Origin of the sequence: Mesorhizobium comanense, assembly GCF_005503535.1 — a bacterium.
In the GTDB taxonomy this organism is placed as follows: Bacteria; Pseudomonadota; Alphaproteobacteria; order Rhizobiales; family Rhizobiaceae; genus Mesorhizobium; species Mesorhizobium comanense.
Genome location: NZ_SCNN01000001.1, coordinates 66,522 through 84,364, shown reverse-complemented (window position 1 = coordinate 84,364; position 17,843 = coordinate 66,522). Strand labels below are relative to the sequence as shown.

At 64.7% G+C, this 17,843-nt stretch carries 18 protein-coding genes; 15 read left to right on the top strand and 3 right to left on the bottom strand.

Translation table 11 applies throughout. The features are described 5' to 3' along the window. Positions 1-25 precede the first annotated feature (25 nt). The 5 genes from rplT to FFS37_RS00420 all read left to right on the top strand — a co-directional run bounded on the left by rplT (position 26) and on the right by FFS37_RS00420 (position 5,139). Entirely contained in the window at positions 26-427 is a 402-nt protein-coding gene (rplT, locus tag FFS37_RS00440) for a 50S ribosomal protein L20 (RefSeq protein WP_027053776.1), read from the top strand. Between the two features lie 141 nt (positions 428-568). Further along, a complete protein-coding gene (gene pheS, locus FFS37_RS00435; RefSeq protein ID WP_137928964.1) occupies positions 569-1,666 on the top strand; it encodes a phenylalanine--tRNA ligase subunit alpha in 1,098 nt (365 codons plus the stop codon). Next, positions 1,663-2,085: an ASCH domain-containing protein gene (locus FFS37_RS00430; RefSeq protein ID WP_137928963.1), complete on the top strand. Its 423-nt coding sequence runs from the start codon at positions 1,663-1,665 to the stop codon at positions 2,083-2,085. Before pheS ends, FFS37_RS00430 begins: the two co-directional genes overlap by 4 nt. A 4-nt stretch (positions 2,086-2,089) precedes the next feature. Then, positions 2,090-4,498 carry a phenylalanine--tRNA ligase subunit beta gene (gene pheT / locus FFS37_RS00425; RefSeq protein WP_137928962.1) on the top strand — a complete coding sequence of 803 codons (2,409 nt, stop codon included), beginning with the start codon at positions 2,090-2,092 and terminating at the stop codon, positions 4,496-4,498. Between the two features lie 38 nt (positions 4,499-4,536). After that, on the top strand, positions 4,537-5,139 hold the full coding sequence (locus FFS37_RS00420) for a nucleotidyltransferase family protein (protein ID WP_137928961.1): 603 nt from the start codon (positions 4,537-4,539) through the stop codon (positions 5,137-5,139). Positions 5,140-5,280: 141 nt separating this feature from the next. Here FFS37_RS00420 and FFS37_RS00415 read toward each other — a convergent pair whose 3' ends face one another. Next, the gene (locus FFS37_RS00415; protein ID WP_137928960.1) at positions 5,281-6,276 is read right to left on the bottom strand and encodes an aldo/keto reductase; all 996 of its coding nucleotides are present in this window, start codon (positions 6,274-6,276) and stop codon (positions 5,281-5,283) included. Positions 6,277-6,372: 96 nt separating this feature from the next. Here FFS37_RS00415 and FFS37_RS00410 point away from each other — a divergent pair, with 96 nt between their 5' ends. The 8 genes from FFS37_RS00410 (at position 6,373) to dapA (ending at position 13,750) form a co-directional block, all read left to right on the top strand. Then, complete coding sequence (locus FFS37_RS00410) at positions 6,373-7,263, top strand: LysR family transcriptional regulator (protein WP_137928959.1); 891 nt, start codon at positions 6,373-6,375, stop codon at positions 7,261-7,263. 331 nt (positions 7,264-7,594) lie between these two features. Further along, positions 7,595-8,164, top strand: a complete 570-nt coding sequence (locus tag FFS37_RS00405; RefSeq protein WP_137928958.1) for a cytochrome b — start codon at positions 7,595-7,597, stop codon at positions 8,162-8,164. 69 nt (positions 8,165-8,233) lie between these two features. Further along, complete coding sequence (locus FFS37_RS00400; protein WP_137928957.1) at positions 8,234-8,809, top strand: YceI family protein; 576 nt, start codon at positions 8,234-8,236, stop codon at positions 8,807-8,809. Positions 8,810-9,028: 219 nt separating this feature from the next. Next, the gene (locus FFS37_RS00395; protein ID WP_137928956.1) at positions 9,029-10,015 is read left to right on the top strand and encodes a Gfo/Idh/MocA family protein; all 987 of its coding nucleotides are present in this window, start codon (positions 9,029-9,031) and stop codon (positions 10,013-10,015) included. A gap of 40 nt (positions 10,016-10,055) precedes the next feature. After that, positions 10,056-11,714, top strand: a complete 1,659-nt coding sequence (locus FFS37_RS00390) for an FAD-binding dehydrogenase (RefSeq protein WP_137928955.1) — start codon at positions 10,056-10,058, stop codon at positions 11,712-11,714. Between the two features lie 190 nt (positions 11,715-11,904). Continuing rightward, positions 11,905-12,096: a hypothetical protein gene (locus tag FFS37_RS00385; RefSeq protein WP_137928954.1), complete on the top strand. Its 192-nt coding sequence runs from the start codon at positions 11,905-11,907 to the stop codon at positions 12,094-12,096. 16 nt (positions 12,097-12,112) lie between these two features. After that, complete coding sequence (locus FFS37_RS00380; RefSeq protein WP_137928953.1) at positions 12,113-12,334, top strand: hypothetical protein; 222 nt, start codon at positions 12,113-12,115, stop codon at positions 12,332-12,334. Between the two features lie 462 nt (positions 12,335-12,796). Then, the gene (dapA, locus tag FFS37_RS00375) at positions 12,797-13,750 is read left to right on the top strand and encodes a 4-hydroxy-tetrahydrodipicolinate synthase (protein WP_137928952.1); all 954 of its coding nucleotides are present in this window, start codon (positions 12,797-12,799) and stop codon (positions 13,748-13,750) included. Here dapA and FFS37_RS00370 read toward each other — a convergent pair. Next, complete coding sequence (locus FFS37_RS00370; RefSeq protein ID WP_210240423.1) at positions 13,709-14,029, bottom strand: hypothetical protein; 321 nt, start codon at positions 14,027-14,029, stop codon at positions 13,709-13,711. The two genes, dapA and FFS37_RS00370, sit on opposite strands and share 42 nt — an antisense overlap. Before the next feature lie 787 nt (positions 14,030-14,816). Between FFS37_RS00370 and FFS37_RS00360 the strand changes: the two genes are divergently transcribed. Then, positions 14,817-15,491: a response regulator transcription factor gene (locus FFS37_RS00360; RefSeq protein WP_137928950.1), complete on the top strand. Its 675-nt coding sequence runs from the start codon at positions 14,817-14,819 to the stop codon at positions 15,489-15,491. Continuing rightward, complete coding sequence (locus tag FFS37_RS00355) at positions 15,488-16,891, top strand: sensor histidine kinase (RefSeq protein ID WP_171026128.1); 1,404 nt, start codon at positions 15,488-15,490, stop codon at positions 16,889-16,891. Before FFS37_RS00360 ends, FFS37_RS00355 begins: the two co-directional genes overlap by 4 nt. Positions 16,892-16,898: 7 nt before the next feature. Here FFS37_RS00355 and FFS37_RS00350 read toward each other — a convergent pair whose 3' ends face one another. Next, positions 16,899-17,840: an alpha/beta hydrolase gene (locus tag FFS37_RS00350; protein WP_137928949.1), complete on the bottom strand. Its 942-nt coding sequence runs from the start codon at positions 17,838-17,840 to the stop codon at positions 16,899-16,901. Positions 17,841-17,843: the final 3 nt, after the last annotated feature.

Here is a 17,843-nt window from a genome sequence, read left to right as displayed (position 1 = left end):
ACAGCGTTTTTAAGGAGATCATGACATGGCACGCGTAAAAAGAGGCGTCACCGCTCACGCCAAGCACAAGAAGGTCCTGAAAGCCGCGAAAGGCTTCTACGGCCGCCGCAAGAACACCATCCGCATCGCCAAGCAGGCGGTGGAAAAGTCGCTGCAGTACGCCTACCGCGACCGCAAGAACCGCAAGCGCTCGTTCCGCGCGCTGTGGATCCAGCGCATCAACGCCGCGACCCACGAGCATGGCCTGACCTATGGCCGCTTCATCGACGGCCTCAACAAGGCCGGCATCGAGATCGATCGCAAGATCCTGTCCGACATGGCCATCCACGAGCCGCAGGCTTTCGCCGCGCTGGTGGCCAAGGCCAAGGTCGCGCTTGAATATCTGAAGAACACCACGCCGAACGCTTTTGAAAGCGCTGTCGCCTAAGACCAGCGCTTCCCAAGCACTTTCGACACTTGATTTGGGGAACCCGCGCTGGCACGGCTGGCGCGGGTTTTCTTATGCCTGAACATCACGTTTAACGTGACTTTCACGTTAGTGCGGATTTCCAACGTAGCGAGTTTGACCGTGAACGACGCAACCACCGGCCTTGAAACCCTTGAAAACTCACTTCTTGCCGAGATCGCTTCGGCCACCGACGAACCTGCGATCGAGGCCGTGCGCGTCGCGGCCCTCGGCAAGAAGGGGTCGATCTCCGAGATCCTGAAGACGCTCGGCGCCATGAGCGCCGAGGAACGCCAGGTCAAAGGCCCGGCCATCAATGGGCTGAAGAACCGTGTCACCGAGGCCCTCGCCGCCCGCAAGGCCGAGCTCAGGGATGTTGCAATCACTGCCCGGCTTGTCGCCGAGAAGGTCGACGTCACCTTGCCGGTGCGCCAATCGCCGGCCGAGCGCGGCCGCATCCATCCGATCAGCCAGGTCATCGACGAGATCGCGGCGATCTTCGGCGATCTCGGCTTCGCCATCGCCGAAGGTCCCGACATCGAGACCGACTATTACAATTTCACCGCGCTCAACTTCCCGGAAGGCCATCCCGCGCGCGAAATGCACGACACCTTCTTCTTCCAGCCGGACGAGAAGGGTGAGCGCAAGCTTTTGCGCACGCACACCTCGCCCGTCCAGATCCGCACCATGGAGAAGCAGAAGCCGCCGATCCGCATCGTCATCCCCGGCAAGACCTACCGGCAGGATTCCGATGCCACCCACTCGCCGATGTTCCATCAGGTCGAGGGGCTGGTGATCGACAAGTCGGCCAACGTCGCCAACATGAAGTGGGTGCTGGAGGAGTTCTGCAAGGCGTTCTTCGAGGTGCCGTCGGTCAAGATGCGCTTCCGGCCGTCCTTCTTCCCGTTCACCGAACCGAGCCTCGAAGTCGATATCCAGTGCGACCGTTCGCGGCCCGGCGAAGTGCGCTTCGGCGAGGGCTCCGACTGGATGGAAATCCTCGGCTGCGGCATGGTGCACCCCAACGTGCTGCGCGCCGGCGGGCTCGATCCCAACGAATACCAGGGCTTTGCCTGGGGCATGGGCATCGACCGCATCGCCATGCTGAAATACGGCATGCCGGATCTGCGCGCCTTCTTCGACGCCGACGTGCGCTGGCTGTCGCATTACGGCTTCCGCCCGCTCGACATGCCGACGCTGTTCGGAGGCCTGAGCGCGTGAGCCAAGCTGCCGATCCCTATGCGGACGCGGTGACGTTCCGCTTCGGCGACAGTCCTGAGCTGGCCGACGAATTGCTGGCGCTGGTGCTGTCGGGCCGCAAGACGGCGACCTGCGGCGCGTTGCGCGACTATGGCGGTTCCGAGCCCGTTCCAGTGGTGGGGCGGCGCGACGTGGTGCTCGACGGCAGCGGCCGCCGCGCCGCCGTCATCGAGACGACCGAGGCAATCGTGCGGCGCTTCGACGAAGTCGACGCGGACTTTGCCCGCGACGAGGGCGAAGGCGATCTGAGCTACGAATACTGGCGCGATGCCCACCGCGCCTATTTCGAGCGCAATGGCGGTTATTCGCCTGACATGAAACTGGTTTGCGAACGCTTCCGGCTGGTCGAAGTGTTGGCTCAAGACGACGCGAAAGTGTGAGACGATGAAATTCACCCTCTCCTGGCTCAAGGATCATCTCGAAACAGTTGCCACGCTCGACGAGATCGTCGAGCGGCTGACGTCGATCGGCCTCGAGGTCGAGCATGTCGACGACAAGTCGGGCCTGAAACCCTTCGTCATCGCCAAGGTGCTGACGACGGTGCAGCATCCCGATGCCGACCGGCTGCGCGTGCTGACCGTCGACACCGGCGACGGCAAGCCGCCCGTGCAGGTCGTGTGCGGCGCCCCCAATGCGCGGGCCGGCCTGATCGGCGCCTTCGCGGCGCCCGGCACCTATGTGCCCGGCATCGACGTGACGCTTGCCGTCGGCAAGATCCGTGGCGTCGAGAGCCATGGCATGATGTGTTCCGAGCGCGAGCTGGAACTGTCCGATGAACACAACGGCATCATCGACCTGCCCGCCGACGCGCCAGTCGGCACCAGCTTCGCGTCCTATGCGCATCTCGACGATCCGGTGATCGAGATCAATCTGACGCCGAACCGGCCTGACGCCACCAGCATTCACGGCATCGCCAGGGATCTGGCGGCAAGCGGGCTCGGCACGCTGAAGAACACCACGGTCGAGGCGATCCCCGGCAAGGGAGAAACCCCGGTCAAGGTGAAGATCGAGGCGCCGGAGCTTTGCCCCGGCTTCGCGCTGCGTCTGGTGCGCGGCGTGAAGAACGGTCCGTCGCCGAAATGGCTGCAGCAGAGGCTTATCGCCATTGGGCTTCGGCCGATCAGCGCGCTGGTCGACATCACCAACTACGTCACTTTCGATCGCGGCCGGCCGCTGCATGTGTTCGATGCCAGGAAGGTTGCGGGCAATCTCGTGGTGCGCCGCGCGCGCGATGGCGAGAAGGTGCTGGCGCTCGACGGGCGCGAGTACACGCTGACCCCTGACATGTGCGCCATATCAGATGACAATGGCGTCGAATCGATCGCCGGCGTCATGGGCGGCGAGCATTCGGGCTGCGACGAGAACACCACGGACGTCCTGATCGAATCGGCCCTTTGGGACCCGATTACGACAGCCCGCACCGGCCGCACGCTCGGCATCATCACCGATGCGCGCTACCGCTTCGAGCGTGGCGTCGACCCTGAATTCATGGTTCCCGGCGTGGAACTGGCGACCAGGCTGGTGCTCGATCTCTGCGGCGGCGAGCCGGCCGGGACCGAGGTTGTCGGCTATGCCGGCCATCAGCCCAAGATCGTGTCCTTCCCGCTGTCGGAAGTGAAGCGGCTGACCGGCATCGAGGTGCCGGGCGCGACGAGCCTCGACATCCTGTCGCGGCTCGGCTTCAAGCCAAAGGGCTCCGGCGATGTCGTCGATGTGGCAGTGCCTTCCTGGCGCCCGGATGTCGACGGCAAGGCCGATCTGGTCGAGGAAGTCATGCGCATCCACGGCGTCGACAACATCGCGCCGCAGCCGCTCGGCGCGCATGACGCGGTCAACTCGAAAATCCTGACCACGCTGCAGGTGCGCACCCGCACCGCCAAGCGCGCACTTGCCGTGCGCGGCATGATGGAGGCCGTCACCTGGTCGTTCATTCCGGCCAGGCATGCCGAACTGTTCGGCGGCGGCCAGACGTCGCTCAAGCTCGCCAACCCGATTGCCGCCGACATGTCCGACATGCGGCCGTCGCTGCTGCCGGGGCTGATCGCCGCCGCGCAGCGCAACGCCGACAAGGGCATCGGCGACGTGGCGTTGTTCGAAGTGTCGGGCACCTATGAAGGCGACGGCGCCGACCAGCAGCGCCGCGTTGCGGCCGGCGTGCGCCGTGGCACCGCCAAGCTCGACGGCTCCGGCCGCAGCTGGGCCGGCAATGCCGGCCCGGTCGGTGTCTTCGACGCCAAGGCCGACGCGATCGCGGCGCTCGAAGCCTGCGGCGCGCCAGTCGACCGGCTGCAGATCGAGGCCGGCGGTCCGGCCTGGTATCACCCCGGCCGCTCCGGCACGATCAAGCTCGGGCCCAAGACCGTGCTCGGCACCTTCGGCGAGTTCCATCCCCGGACGCTCGAAGGCCTCGATGCCTCGGGTCCGCTGTGCGGCTTCGAAGTGTTCGTCGATGCCGTGCCCGAGCCGAAGGCCAAGCCGACGAAGACCAAGCCGAAGCTGGAGCTCTCCGCCTTCCAGGCCGTGAAGCGCGACTTCGCCTTCGTGGTCGAAAAGACGGTCGAAGCCGGCACGCTGGTGCGGGCTGCACTGGCCGCCGACAAGAAGCTGATCACGGGCGTCTCGGTCTTCGACATTTTCGAAGGTGCATCGCTCGGCGCCGACAAGAAATCGATCGCCATCGAAGTCTCGATCCAGCCGGTCGAGAAGACGCTGACCGACGAGGATTTCGAGGCGCTGGCCAAGCGCATTGTCGAGAATGTCGGCAAGCAGACGGGTGGGGTGCTGCGAGGGTAAAGCTTGCGAGCAGATGGCGAATCGCCCTCCAAAGGGCGATGGACCATCTCCGCTACGCCGGGCTTTCCTTCGAAGCGCAACGCACCGCGTTTCTCGACATCGTCTCGGGCGATCCGCTGATCGCCGAGACGCTGTCGCGCACACGCGCTTTGGCGCTGCCGGATTGGCTGGTGGTTTCCGGCGCGCTTTACAACAGTGTCTGGAACCATCTGACCGGCAAGCCGCCGGGATACGGCATCAAGGATGTCGATCTCTTCTATTTCGATGACGGCGATTTGTCTTACGAAGCGGAGGACGCGGTTATTCGCCGGGCGGCGAAGCATTTCGAGGGGCTGACGCTGCCGGTCGAAGTGCGCAACCAGGCGCGTGTGCACCTGTGGTATCCGCAGAAATTCGGTCAGCCCTGCCCGCGCTATGCGAGCGCGAGCGAGTCGGTCAGCCATTTCGCCTCCAAGACGCATGCGGTCGGGGTGCGGTTCGATGGAGACGGGCAGCTGGAACTGGTGGCGCCGTTCGGTCTCGATGATGTCTTCTCGTTTCGCATCACGCCCAACCGGGTAATGGATAATCAGAAGACGCATGAGGCGAAGGGGCAGCGAGCGAGGGAGTGCTGGCCCGAGATTGGTGTGGTGCCTTGGTGACCTTACCCTCCCCCTTAGGGGGAGGGTCGATCCGCGCAGCGGATCGGGGGGTACTCGTAGGGCGCTCCCCCACCCCGTCTCGCTGCCTCCGCTTCGCTGCAGCAGCGAGCCGACCCTCCCCACAAGGGGGAGGGTGAAGGCTCACCCATTCACCAGCGCCAGCAATTCTTCCGTGTAGCGCTTGCCGACAACCTTGTCCGGTGACAGCGCATCACCGATCGCCGCCACCTCCGCAGCGCTCAGTTCAATCGCCGCCGCCGCCGTATTCTGCTCCAGGTGCCGTATCTTGCGCGCGCCGGGGATCGGCACGATGAAATCGCCTTGGTGCAGCACCCAGGCCAGCGCCAGCTGGGCCGATGTGACGCCCTTTTCAGCGGCCAGCCCTTCCAGCGTGGCGATAACCTTGGCATTGGCTTCCATGGCCTCGGCCTGGAAGCGCGGCAAGGTGCGGCGCCAGTCGCCATCGTCAAGCGTTTCCGGCCTGGCGATGGTCCCGGTCAAAAGGCCACGGCCAAGCGGGCTATAGGGGACAAAGCCGATGCCGAGATCACGGCAGACCGCGAAGACCTCTTCCTCGGGGTCGCGGCTCCACAACGAATATTCGCTCTGCACGGCCGCGATCGGATGCACGGCGTGCGCCCGGCGAATGGTCGCCGCACTTGCCTCCGACAGGCCAAGCGCGCGGACCTTGCCCTCGCGCACCAGTTCGGCCATCGCGCCGACCGTATCCTCGATCGGCACGTTGGGGTCGACGCGGTGCTGGTAGTAGAGATCGATGACATCGGTGCCCAGCCGCTTGAGCGAGGCCTCGGCCACCGCCTTGACGTGCTCGGGGCGGCTGTCGACGCCGGCCATGCGGTCGAGGCCTGTGCCTTCCTCCAAGATCTTGAAGCCGAATTTCGTCGCAATCGTCACTTTGTGCCGCACTGACTTCAGCGCCTTGCCGAGCAGGATTTCGTTTTTGTAGGGGCCGTAGACTTCGGCCGTGTCGAAGAAGTTGACGCCGATCTCGACGGCGCGGTGCAGCGCGGCGATCGCCTCTGCCTCCGGCTGGCCGCCATAGGCAAAGCTCATCCCCATACAGCCGAGGCCTACGGGATAGACGCTCAGTTCAGTTCCTAGTTTGCGGGTTTGCATCGTGCATCTCCTTGTTGCGATGCGACAGAGATAGTGCCTTGCTTTGTGTTCGATAATCGCCTCTCATTTGCACGGGCCGTTCCAAGAAATAGATCAATGAACCGAGCGCATCTTTCGCAACTGGCCGTGCTGGCGACCGTCGCGCAATGCGGCAGTTTTCGCGGCGCGGCCAGGGAATTGGCCATCGCGCCGTCCGCGGTCAGCCACGCCGTGTCCAGCCTGGAGGCGCGGCTTGGCGTGCGCCTCTTGGCGCGCAGCACCCGCAGCGTCGCGCCGACCGAGGAAGGCGCGCAGTTGCTCGAGCGGTTGCGTCCGGCGCTCTTGGAAATCGACCTGGCGCTGGAGACAGCGGTCGAAGCGCGCGACCGGCCGGCCGGAAATCTCAGGCTCAGCGTGCCGCGCACGGCGGCGCATCTGGTGCTGACGCCACGGCTCGGCGCCTTCGCGGCCGCCTATCCCGACATCGTGCTGGAGATCGTCATCGAGGACCGCTTCACCGATGTGGTGGAAGGCGGCTTCGACGCCGGCGTACGGCTCGGCGAAAGCCTGCAGCGCGACATGATCGCGGTGCGCATCGGGCCGGACCTTCGCGGCGCGGTGGTCGGCGCGCCTTCTTATTTCGCCGTGAACCCCAGGCCGCGACACCCGCGCGATCTTGCCGATCATCGCTGTATCCGCTTCCGCTTCTCCAGCGGCATTCTTTACCGCTGGGAATTCGCCAGCGGCGGCGAAGAGATGGAGATTGCCCCGCAGGGGCCGCTGATCCTCGACGAGGACCATCTGATCGCGCAGGCGGCGGTCGACGGCGCCGGGCTCGCCTTCGTCTTCGAGCCCTATGTCCGCGCGCCGCTGGCCGATGGCAGGCTGATCCGCGTGCTGGAAGACTGGTGCCCGCCCTTTGAAGGGTTCTTCGTCTATTATCCCAGCCGCCGCCAGATGCGGCCGGCACTCAGGGCGCTCGTGGATTTCTTCAAGGTGAGCGCATGAAGCGTCCTCCACCCTTGTCTACGGCATGCACACAACCTTGTGCGACGGGCGTGACTGATCGGCGCGAGGCTTGATTGCCACGTGGTTCCCCCAATCCGTCGCTGCTACGCAGCGCCACCTTTCCCCCCCTCCGGAGGGAAAGGAAGGGAGCCTTGCTGGACAGGCGTTTAGCGCAAAAAGCATGGCGCCTTTCCTCTACCCCGTCGATCGGGGGAGAGGTGGCTCGGCGAAGCCGAGACGGAGTGGGGGTCGACCCGGCGCGGCATAGGGCAATGCATGCGCCAAGCTGGCGAGTGTGGAAGAAAGCGCGGCTCAGCAACGTTCGCCTTCCATGCAGTCCATCACCAACACCCCCACCCGCTACGGCTGGGCGACGATCCTCCTTCACTGGCTGATCGGCATCCTCTTCATCGGCCAGTTCGCCCTCGGCTTCCTCACGGTGAGGCTGACCAGCCAGCGCGCCGCTTTCGAACTCATCCAGTTGCACAAATCGCTGGGCTTTCTGCTGCTGGGCCTCATCATCCTGCGCGTCGCCTGGCGGCTCGGCAATGCGGCGCCGCGTCTGCCGCCTTCGGTCGGAGCGCTCGAGCGGTGCACGGCACCCCTTGCGCATCTGGCGCTCTATGCCTTCCAGGTCGCCCTGCCCCTGTCCGGCTGGGCGCTGGTCTCGGTCTCGACGCTGGAAATCCCGACGATGCCGTTCGATCTGTTCGTGATGCCCAACCTGCCGCTCGCCGAATCCGATGCCGGCGAAAGCTTCTGGGCGTCGGCGCATTGGTATCTCGCCTATGCCGGTATCGCCCTGGTGACCCTGCATGTCGCGGCGGCGCTGCGCCACCATTTCATGCTGCGCGACGGTGTGCTGATGCGCATGATCACGCCTTCGTCAGCCGGGGAATAGAATGGACGTTGGCCTCGTTTATCGAGACGAGGGCGCAGAGAGCGTTGCCTCCGAACAAGGAACAATCCAATGCATGCGCGAATCCTCGGATTGGCGGCAGCCGCCGCGTGCCTTGCCATGCCCGTCTATGCTGCGGTGGTGCTTGCCGATGCCGCGGGCAGCTACACGATCAGCCCGGCGAGTTCCAGCATCCGCTTCACCATCGGCAAGGCCGGCGGCGGCGGCTTCAACGGGGCCTTCAGCCACTTCAAGGGCACGATCCGCATCGACAATGGCGATGTCGGCCGCTCGAAGGTCGACCTTACCATCTATCCGGAAAGCGTCGGCACGGGCCAGGGCCGCATCGATGCCTTCCTGCGCTCCGACGCGGTGTTCGACGCGGCCAACAGCCCCGAGATCCAGTTCCGCTCCACCAGCGTGACCCGCACCGGCGACAGCACGGCCCTGGTTACCGGCCAGCTGACGGCGCGCGGCAGGACCTCCACGGAGAAATTCACCGCCGAGCTGGATGGGTTGAAGGCTGGCACGATCAAGTTCCACGTAACCGGCAAAGTGCTGCGCTCGCGCTACGGCATGGATGTCGGCACCCCACTCTATTCCAACGTCGTCGATTTCGACATGACGCTGACGGGGAGAAAGGGCTAGCCTCTCGGTTACGTCATCCTGGGGCGAAGCAAGGAGCGCAGCGACGCGGCGCAGACCCCAGGATCCAGGCCGGAACTCTGAAGCCTCGCCGCGGTCGCGGAATGGACCCTCGGGTCAAACCCGAGGAAGACGAAGGCGCTTTGTGGACCGCGTCTGCGATTGGCTTTTCCCACGATTTCGGGCACATCTCCATCGACGTGATCGACATGGAGAAGCGTGATGTTCCGATGGGGTGTGTTGTCGACGGCCAAGATCGGTCGCGAGCAGTTGTTGCCGGCAATCGTCGAAGCCGAGAACGGTGTCCTGTCGGCCATCGCCAGCCGCGACCTGGCCAAGGCCAAGGCGCTGGGCGAGCGTTTTGGTGCCCGCCATGCCTTCGGCTCCTATGAGGAGTTGCTCGCTTCCGACGAGGTCGACGGCGTCTACATACCGCTGCCCACCTCGCAGCATGTCGAGTGGACGGCCAAAGCCATCGAAGCCGGCAAGCATGTGCTGGTCGAAAAGCCGCTGGCGCTCGACGCCAAGGATATAGCGCCGCTGATCAAGCTGCGCGACCAGAAGAAGGTGCTCGTCTGCGAGGCCTTCATGGTCATCTACCACCCGCAGTGGATCAAGGTGCGCGACCTCATCGCCGGCGGCGCCATCGGCCGGCTGCGCCATGTGCAGGGCGCCTTCTCCTATTACAATGTCGACCCCAACAACATGCGCAACAAGCTCGATCTCGGCGGCGGCGCGCTGCCCGATATCGGCGTCTATCCGACCGTGTCGACGCGCTTCTCGACCGGCAAGGAGCCTAGCCGTGTCCAGGCGACGATCGAGCGCGACAAGAAGTTCGGCACCGATATCTACTCCTCGATCCGGGCCGATTTCGGCGATTTCGAACTGTCCTTCTACCTCTCGACCCAAATGGCGGCGCGCCAGGTCATGGTGTTCCATGGCGAGAAAGGCTTTATCGAAGTGTTCTCGCCGTTCAATGCCGGGCTCTACGACCATCACCGCATCGAACTGCACAACCAGAACCATACCGAGGCGCAGGTGTTCCGTTTCCCCGGGACGCAGCAGTACCGGTTGGAGGTCGAGACCTTCGCGCGGGCGGCGCTCGGCGGCAAGGAGCGGGTCTTCACGCTGGAGGAATCCGTCGCCAACCAGAAGGTCATCGACGCGATCTTCCGCGCCGGCGGCAAGGAAGGCTGGGAGACGGTCTGAAGCTCGAATAGAAATTCGCCGGCTAATCCTGGGAGGAAAAATGGCTGACGATGCTGACGTTATCATTGTCGGGGCCGGCCTTGCCGGGCTGGTTGCCGCGGCCGAACTTGCCGATGCCGGCAAGAAGATCGTCATCGTCGACCAGGAGCCGGAACAGTCGCTGGGCGGGCAGGCCTTCTGGTCATTCGGCGGGCTGTTTTTCGTCGACTCCCCCGAACAGCGGCGCATGCGCATCCGCGATTCGCATGATCTGGCGCTCGATGACTGGATGGGCACCGCCGCTTTCGACCGGCCGGAGGATCATTGGCCACGCAAATGGGCGGAGGCCTATGTCGGCTTCGCCGCCGGCGAAAAGCGTTCCTGGCTGATCGAGCGCGGGCTGAAGTTCTTTCCGGTGGTGGGCTGGGCCGAGCGCGGTGGCGGCAATGCCATCGGACACGGCAACTCCGTGCCGCGCTTCCACATCACCTGGGGCACCGGCCCCGGCGTGCTCGAACCTTTCGTGCTGCGCGTTCGGGAAGCGCAGAAGCGTGGGCTGGTCAGCTTCAGATTCCGCCACCGGGTCAACGAACTGACGCGCATGGGCGCCGCCGTGACCGGCGTGCGCGGCGATATCCTGCAACCGAGCACAGTCGAGCGTGGTCACAAGAGTTCGCGCGACATAGCAGGGGATTTCGAACTTCATGCGCAAGCGGTGATCGTCGCCTCCGGCGGCATCGGCGCCAACCATCAGCTGGTCCGCGACAACTGGCCGAAGCGCCTGGGATCCGCTCCCAGACGCATGATCACCGGCGTGCCGGACCACGTCGATGGCCGCATGCTGGCGATCACCGAGGCAGCCGGCGGCTCGATCATCAACCGCGACCGCATGTGGCACTATGTCGAGGGCATCAGGAACTGGGCGCCGATCTGGACCGACCATGCGATCCGCATCCTGCCCGGTCCGTCCTCGGTATGGCTCGATGCGAGGGGACAACGCCTGCCGGTGCCGCTTTATCCCGGCTTCGACACGCTGGGCACGCTCAGCCACATCATGGGAACAGGCTTCGACTATTCCTGGTTCATCCTGACCAAAAAGATCATCCAGAAGGAATTCGCGCTGTCGGGTTCGGAGCAGAACCCGGATCTGACCGGGAAGAGCTGGCGCCAGGTGCTTGGCCGCGCCACCTCGGGCATTCCCGGACCGGTAAAAGCCTTCATGGAAAAAGGCGAGGATTTCATCGTCGAGACCGACCTTTCAAAGCTGGTGGCGCGCATGAACGCACTGGCCGGCGGCGAGCCGCTGCTCGACGCCGCGCAGGTCGAGCGCGAGATCCGTGCCCGCGACAGGCAGCTCGACAACCCGTTCTCCAAGGACATGCAGATCACCGCGCTGCGCGGTGCACGCGCCTATCTCGGCGACAAGCTCATTCGCACGGCCAAGCCGCACAAGATGCTCGACCCGGCAAACGGCCCGCTGATCGCCGTGCGCCTCAACATCCTCACCCGCAAGACACTGGGCGGCCTGCAGACCGATCTCGACAGCCGCGTGCTGGGTGCCGATGGCCAGCCGGTGCCGGGGCTTTATGCCGTGGGCGAAGCAGCCGGATTCGGCGGCGGTGGCGTGCATGGCTATGCCGCGCTGGAAGGCACGTTCCTCGGCGGCTGCATCTTTTCCGGCCGCGGCGCCGGCCGGGCAGCGGCGCGCTCGGTGGCGTGAAGCGCCGCCATCATCGTTCCCTGGGCCTATACCCCGGGGTAATAAACATATGACTTTTTTATATTTTTCAGTTTTTGTCCGCCTCGAATACAAATGCCGATGCTTTTATCTTTCTGAGTGCAGCCGGTCCTGAGCCGCTGCAGGCGTCCGCCACTTGGTGGCGGCGGTACCAGAAAGAAGGAAGCCTTCGATGTTCCTCTCAGACGGGCTCTATCTGCCCACCCATCGTCCGTTGCCGGCGTCGCAGGTCGAACAGATCAGACGTGCGGCCAACAGCAATCGCCGGCCGGCCAGCCTGGTCGCGCCGTTCACATCGACATGGTGGCTGCTGGTCGTCGGCGCCTTGGTGGCCGCTGCGGCGATCGCGGCCCAGCTTTCCTGAAAGGCGGGAGACGACAATGCAAGGCTCTCCTATCCCTCCCGATGGAAATGCCGTTCACCGCTTCGTCGTTGGGCGCGATGGCGAAGGCCACTGGATCGCGCGCGACGAAAAAGGCCTGACAGGCGGCGTCTTCACCGACAGGATTTCCGCCGTGCGTTTCGCCGCGATGGAAAGCGGCCACCGGGCCGGCGCGATACGCTTCGCCCCAGCGAGCGTGCGGCTCTCCCTGTTCAACTGATCCGCGTCCGGCTCCGGACCGACCGGAATGATCTGGCTATGGACAATTCCAACATTTCTGCCGGGCCCGACAGCGAAGCTCTGGCTGGATTGCTTGATCGCCTGCCGCATGTCGGCAGGTTGCTTGAGCATCAGCTTTGGGAGGCGGCACACGCCCTGTCGCTCGACAGGCCGTCCCGGCAAGGCCGGCGATTTGCCAGTCTTGTCGAGGCCGGCGCCACGCTCGACGCCGTCCTCTTGCTCGCCGCTTCGTCGAAACCGGAGCGTTCGGTGTCGATGATCGGCAGGGCCGGCGCGCGCTGGCATTGTTCGATTCAAACCACATCCGCAGGGCCGCCGATCAAGGCCCGCATAGTGGAAGCAGACCACATCGATCTGCCTGCCGCGCTGCTGTCGGCTCTGCTTTCCTCGCACCTCAAAATGATTGTGCATCCAAGAATTCATCCAGGAGACTCTGATTGCCATGACACCGGAACAAGCCCGAACGCGCCTGACCGGGGCGATGACCGCGCTGGTAACGCCATTCACCGACGGCGAGGTCGATCTGAAGCAGTTGGCCACGCTCGTGCGCTGGCAGATCGAGCAAGGGATCAACGGCCTGGTCCCCTGCGGCACGACGGGTGAGGCCCCGACCCTTTCGTGGGAGGAACGCCTCGACATCGTCGCGCTCTGTGTGAAGGTCAGTGCGGGCCGGGTGCCGATCATCGCCGGAACCGGAACCAACAGCACCGAGACGACGATCGCCTTTTCGACAGCAGCCGAGGCCTTTGGCGCCGACGCCGCCCTTGTCGTGACGCCCTATTACAACAGGCCGAGCCAGGAAGGCATCTTTCGCCATTTCGAAGCGGTCGCGGCCAAAGTCAGGATACCGATCATCGTCTATAACGTGCCGGGCCGAACCGGCGTCGACCTGTCGGAGGAGACGATCGAGCGCCTGGCGCAGATCCCGACGATTGTCGGTATCAAGGACGCGACTGGCGATGTGAGCCGGCTATCGACGCTCCCGGCCGTGCTCAGGCGCCGCTTCATCTGTCTTTCTGGCCATGACGCTACGGCCTTCGGCTTCAACACGATGGGAGGGCGCGGAACCATCTCGGTCGTCTCCAACATCGCGCCGCGGCTATGCGTCGAGATGCATGACGCGTGCCGGCAGGGCGACCACCATACCGCGCGGTCTATCCATCACCGTTTGCGGCCACTGATCGCCGCGCTTGAACTGGAGAGCAACCCCGTGCCGATCAAATATGCGCTCAGCCTGGCGATGGGAACGAGCCCGGATGTCCGTCTGCCGCTGACACCGGTCCGCCCTGAAACCGAAACCGCCATAAGGGAGGCCATGCTGGCTCTGTCCGGGAGCATCCCCGACGCCGCGCAATCAAGACCGGTGCAAGCCACGCCCACGCCGTGGCGGCTTTGACGGAGACGCCTTGCGATCAACTTCATAGACCAATCCGGGCTGGACGATCCATTCGCCGGCCCGGAGCGCTTCGACATCGAAGCGTCCCGTGCGGTCGCGCGGTGCAACGCCGACGAAATGATATTGCAGGCCGCTCGCGTCGACGACGGTATCGGCTATCGGATGACCGGCGAGCTGGCCGATGATCGTGCCCTGTTCCCTGAGGTTTGCCAGAACGAAATACTCCGTCGGCACCCGGTGGCCGACCCCGGAGGTCAGCCAGGTTGGATGTGATTTCATGCTCGTTTGAAGCCAGTTTGTTGGTCGAGCCGCCAGTCAGATGGCGGCCCGGCACTACATAGTCGCTGGCAGCATAGGAATTCGAGAGCAGGTTTTGGCCTTAGATATAAAGGCCGCATATACTTGCCCGCCCTCGGTCAGGGATTGCGACGCGGCCGGCGCGGCTCGATACAGTCGGGCGACGGCGTCGTCGCCGGGCCGCCAGCGCAGTCCGGGCCGCCGGGTTGTATGTCGGGCACCGGCGCGCAATCGATTGCGGGCCCGCCGCAATCAGGTCGTCCGGGACGGTCCGGCCTGTCAGGGCGATCGGGTCTATCGGGCCGATCAGGCCTGTCCGGACGATCAGGCCTGTCCGGCCAATCGGGTCTGTCGGGCCGATCCGGTCTGTCCGGACGATCGGGCCTGTCGGGGCGCCACGGCCTATCGGGGCGCCATGGTCTGTCCGGTTGCCATGGCCTGTCGGGTCTGTGGTCGCGGTCGCGCCAATGATGGTCGCGCCAAGGTCGGTCACGGTAATCGTCCGTGTCGACGCATGCGCTGAGCGTTGTGGCGCAGAGAATGAGCGCCAAAGCGCTTCCGAGCCTGGTCATGATCGCAGCTTTATCCTTGTTCGTGTCACCACCCGCGGGACCGGTCTGCGCGCCCGGCATTGCGCCTGCATTACGCCCCCTGCGAATGGAACGCGGAATTTGTGGACGGGAGCGGCCCGGCGTGGCGGCGCCGGCATCGTAATGTTGCGGCAATCATGGGGAGGGACATGTCCGGCAGAAGCAGCATGGGAATCGCGATGCGCCTCCTCCTTGTCGAAGACGAACCGCAGATGGCCGATGCGCTGACATCAGCGCTGTCACGCTACGACATCATCGTCGATCACGCGCCGACGCTCGCTATCGCCGAAGACGCCGTGGCAGAGAACGTCCACGACGTCATCGTGCTGGACCGGCAGCTTCCCGATGGCGACGGCATCGCGCTGATCCCGCATCTGCGTTCGATCCGCGCCAACATCCCGGTCATCGTGCTGACCGCGCGAGGTACGGTGGCGGATCGCGTGCATGGGCTCGACATGGGCGCCGACGACTATCTGGCCAAGCCGTTCGCCGTCGAGGAACTGCTTGCGCGCGTGCGCGCCCTGCTACGCCGCCCTCCGGCGATGGATTCGATCGTGGCCCGCATCGGCGCACTGGAATTCAGCCTCGACAGCCGCGAGGTGCAGGTCAATGGGGAACCGCTCGAGCTGCCGCGTCGCGAGCTGCTCGTGCTGGAGGCGCTCATCCGGCGCCAGGGCCGCACAGTGCTGCGCTCCGCGCTCGAGGAGGCTGTCTACACTTTCGACGACGAGATCCAGTCGAATGCGCTTGATTCCCATGTTTCCAGGCTTCGCAGGAAATTGTCGGATGCCAAGGCCGGTGTGGAAATCCATAGCATGCGCGGCGTCGGCTATCTGATGAGGCCGGCGCGGTGAAGTGGTTGCGGAAGAACTCGCTGCGGCGAACCCTGATCATCCAGTTGTTGCTCTGCCAGATCGGCGTGCTGATGCTTGCCGCCGTGCTGCTGATCGCCTTTCTGGTCAAGGCGGGGCTGGGCGGCGTGGTGGTCGATCCGGAGGTCGCCGAGATCGCGGCGCGGGCAATCACGCGCGATGGCGACGGCCGGCTCAAACTGGTGGAAACCGACGAATTGCACGAGCTGCGCCAGTCGGTTCCCGACATCTGGTTCGTGGCGCGCGACGAGCAGGGCAACATGATCAGTCACGGTCCCGTGCCCGAACCCTACCGAATGTTCGGAATGCACCTCGACAAGGTGGCCTTTGCCGACATTCGCGATGCCGTGCCGCCCTACAGCCTCGCCGCCGTGGTGAGGCGGGCTTCCGGTCCGGCGGGAGAGTTCAACATATTGGCCGGCGGCCGGATGTTCAGCATCGCCTATATCGTGCTGGTGCTGTCCAATCTGCTGATGATCCCTTTTGTCATCCTGCTGGTGCTGATCACCGTCGTTTCCATTCCCTGGATCGTCGGGCGATCGCTTTCCAGCCTGTCGATGATCGTCCAGCGCGCCGGAAAGATCGATGTCGACCGGCGCGGCGACAGGTTGCCGGAAGCGGGCGTGCCCACCGAAGTGCAGCCATTGGTGCAGGCCGTGAACGGCGCCTTGCAACGGCTGGACGAAGGCTATGAGCGCCAGCAGCGGTTCATGCTCGACGCGGCGCATGAATTGCGCACGCCGATCGCCATCCTGCAGACACGGCTGGAAACGATGCCGGAAAGCGCCTTCCGCAACCGTCTTCTGGTGGATGCCGGACGCATCGCGGCCCTTGCCGAACAGATGCTGGACCTGCAGCGGCTGGATCACGGCAGGGCGGCGTTTGTCGATGTCGACCTGGTTTCGCTGTGCCGGCAGGTTGCCGCGGATCTCGCGCCGCTCGCCATCGCTGACGGCTATGAGCTGTCGTTCGAGGCAAGCGAGGGGCGCGTCGTCGTCAAGGGCGATGCGAACGCGCTCGAACGCGCCGTCGTCAATCTCGTCCAGAACGCCATCGAACATGGCGGCCAGAAGGGGCTGATCCTGGTCCGAGTATCGGGGGGCGGGCAGATCGAAGTCTCGGACGAAGGCAGCGGCATCCCCTTCGAGGAGCGCGAACGCATCTTCGAGCCCTTCCACCGGCTGCAGCCGCGCGACCGGGGTGCGGGACTTGGCCTCAATCTGGTGCGGGAAATCGTCTGCCGGCACGGCGGCCATGTCTCGGTGAGCGATGCGCCGGGCGGCGGTGCGTGCTTCAGCATCGCCCTTCAGACGGATGCGGCCGCGAACAAGGCGGGCAATGTTATCCCGGCACGGCGGCGCCCGGCGACGGCCGCCTTCTAGGCCGGGCTCACCAGCGCCAGTTGCCCTGTCCGAGCGCGGCCACCGCGTCGACGATGCGGGTGAAGGACGCGCGGGCGCGGCCGACCGTGTGCCTGGCCCTGAGATAGCCATGCACCAGCCCTTTTTCCTCGGTCCAGATGGCGTGCCCGCCCGCCGCGATGATCCGGTCGCGATAGGCTTCGCCATCCGATGACAGCGGATCGCATTGCGCCGTGATCAGCACTGTCGGCGGCAGGTTGGTGAAGTCAGCGTCGGCCAGGGGCGATTGCGTGATGTCCGTGCCGCGATCCACGCCACCAGTGCGTATGTTCTTGTAGAATTCGAGATCGCGCATGGTCAGCATCGGCGCCTCGGCATGGACGAGGTAGGACCCCTTCGATCTGTCGCCGCCAAGGCCGGGATAGATCAGGACCTGACCGATGGGCCGCTTCGCATGACCACGTGTCGCATGGGCAACAGCGGCACAGAGATTGCCGCCGGCGCTGTCGCCGCAAAGCACGACGGAGCGATCGTAGGTCCGCGCGGCCCATTCGAACGCGTTCAGCGCGTCATCGAAGGCGGCGGGGTGCAGATGCTCCGGTGCCAGCCGGTAATCGACCGAGACGACTTCATAGCCCGTGCGGGCGCAAAGCTCGGCGCAGACATCGTCATGGCTGTCCAGGCCGCCGAGAATGAAGCCGCCGCCATGGACGTAGAGCACCATCGCCGACTTGTCGGGCACGGCATTGCGGTAGATGCGGACCGGTATGTCATGGGAGGGCGCTGCAATGGCCGACGTCTCGACCGCGACAGCCTCGGGATAGCCGGCAAAGAATTCCCTGCACATGCGGTCATAGATTTCGCGCTGCTGGGCGACCGTGTAATCGATCGTATCCGGCGGATAGTAGGAATTGGTCCGCTCGATAAAGGCCCAGGTCTCGGCGTCGATGAGAGTCTTGTAGTCGGTCATGGC

Excerpts from the sequence above, each read along its gene's own strand:
- FFS37_RS00390 (WP_137928955.1), top strand. The coding sequence starts at position 10,056 with ATGGCTGACGATGCTGACGTTATCATTGTCGGGGCCGGCCTTGCCGGG.
- FFS37_RS00385 (WP_137928954.1), top strand. The coding sequence starts at position 11,905 with ATGTTCCTCTCAGACGGGCTCTATCTGCCCACCCATCGTCCGTTGCCG.
- FFS37_RS00415 (WP_137928960.1), bottom strand. The coding sequence starts at position 6,276 with ATGCAAACCCGCAAACTAGGAACTGAACTGAGCGTCTATCCCGTAGGC.
- pheT (WP_137928962.1), top strand. The coding sequence starts at position 2,090 with ATGAAATTCACCCTCTCCTGGCTCAAGGATCATCTCGAAACAGTTGCC.
- FFS37_RS00360 (WP_137928950.1), top strand. The coding sequence starts at position 14,817 with ATGCGCCTCCTCCTTGTCGAAGACGAACCGCAGATGGCCGATGCGCTG.
- FFS37_RS00380 (WP_137928953.1), top strand. The coding sequence starts at position 12,113 with ATGCAAGGCTCTCCTATCCCTCCCGATGGAAATGCCGTTCACCGCTTC.
- FFS37_RS00395 (WP_137928956.1), top strand. The coding sequence starts at position 9,029 with ATGTTCCGATGGGGTGTGTTGTCGACGGCCAAGATCGGTCGCGAGCAG.
- rplT (WP_027053776.1), top strand. The coding sequence starts at position 26 with ATGGCACGCGTAAAAAGAGGCGTCACCGCTCACGCCAAGCACAAGAAG.
- FFS37_RS00420 (WP_137928961.1), top strand. The coding sequence starts at position 4,537 with ATGGACCATCTCCGCTACGCCGGGCTTTCCTTCGAAGCGCAACGCACC.
- FFS37_RS00410 (WP_137928959.1), top strand. The coding sequence starts at position 6,373 with ATGAACCGAGCGCATCTTTCGCAACTGGCCGTGCTGGCGACCGTCGCG.
- FFS37_RS00400 (WP_137928957.1), top strand. The coding sequence starts at position 8,234 with ATGCATGCGCGAATCCTCGGATTGGCGGCAGCCGCCGCGTGCCTTGCC.
- dapA (WP_137928952.1), top strand. The coding sequence starts at position 12,797 with ATGACACCGGAACAAGCCCGAACGCGCCTGACCGGGGCGATGACCGCG.
- FFS37_RS00405 (WP_137928958.1), top strand. The coding sequence starts at position 7,595 with ATGCAGTCCATCACCAACACCCCCACCCGCTACGGCTGGGCGACGATC.
- FFS37_RS00370 (WP_210240423.1), bottom strand. The coding sequence starts at position 14,029 with ATGAAATCACATCCAACCTGGCTGACCTCCGGGGTCGGCCACCGGGTG.
- FFS37_RS00350 (WP_137928949.1), bottom strand. The coding sequence starts at position 17,840 with ATGACCGACTACAAGACTCTCATCGACGCCGAGACCTGGGCCTTTATC.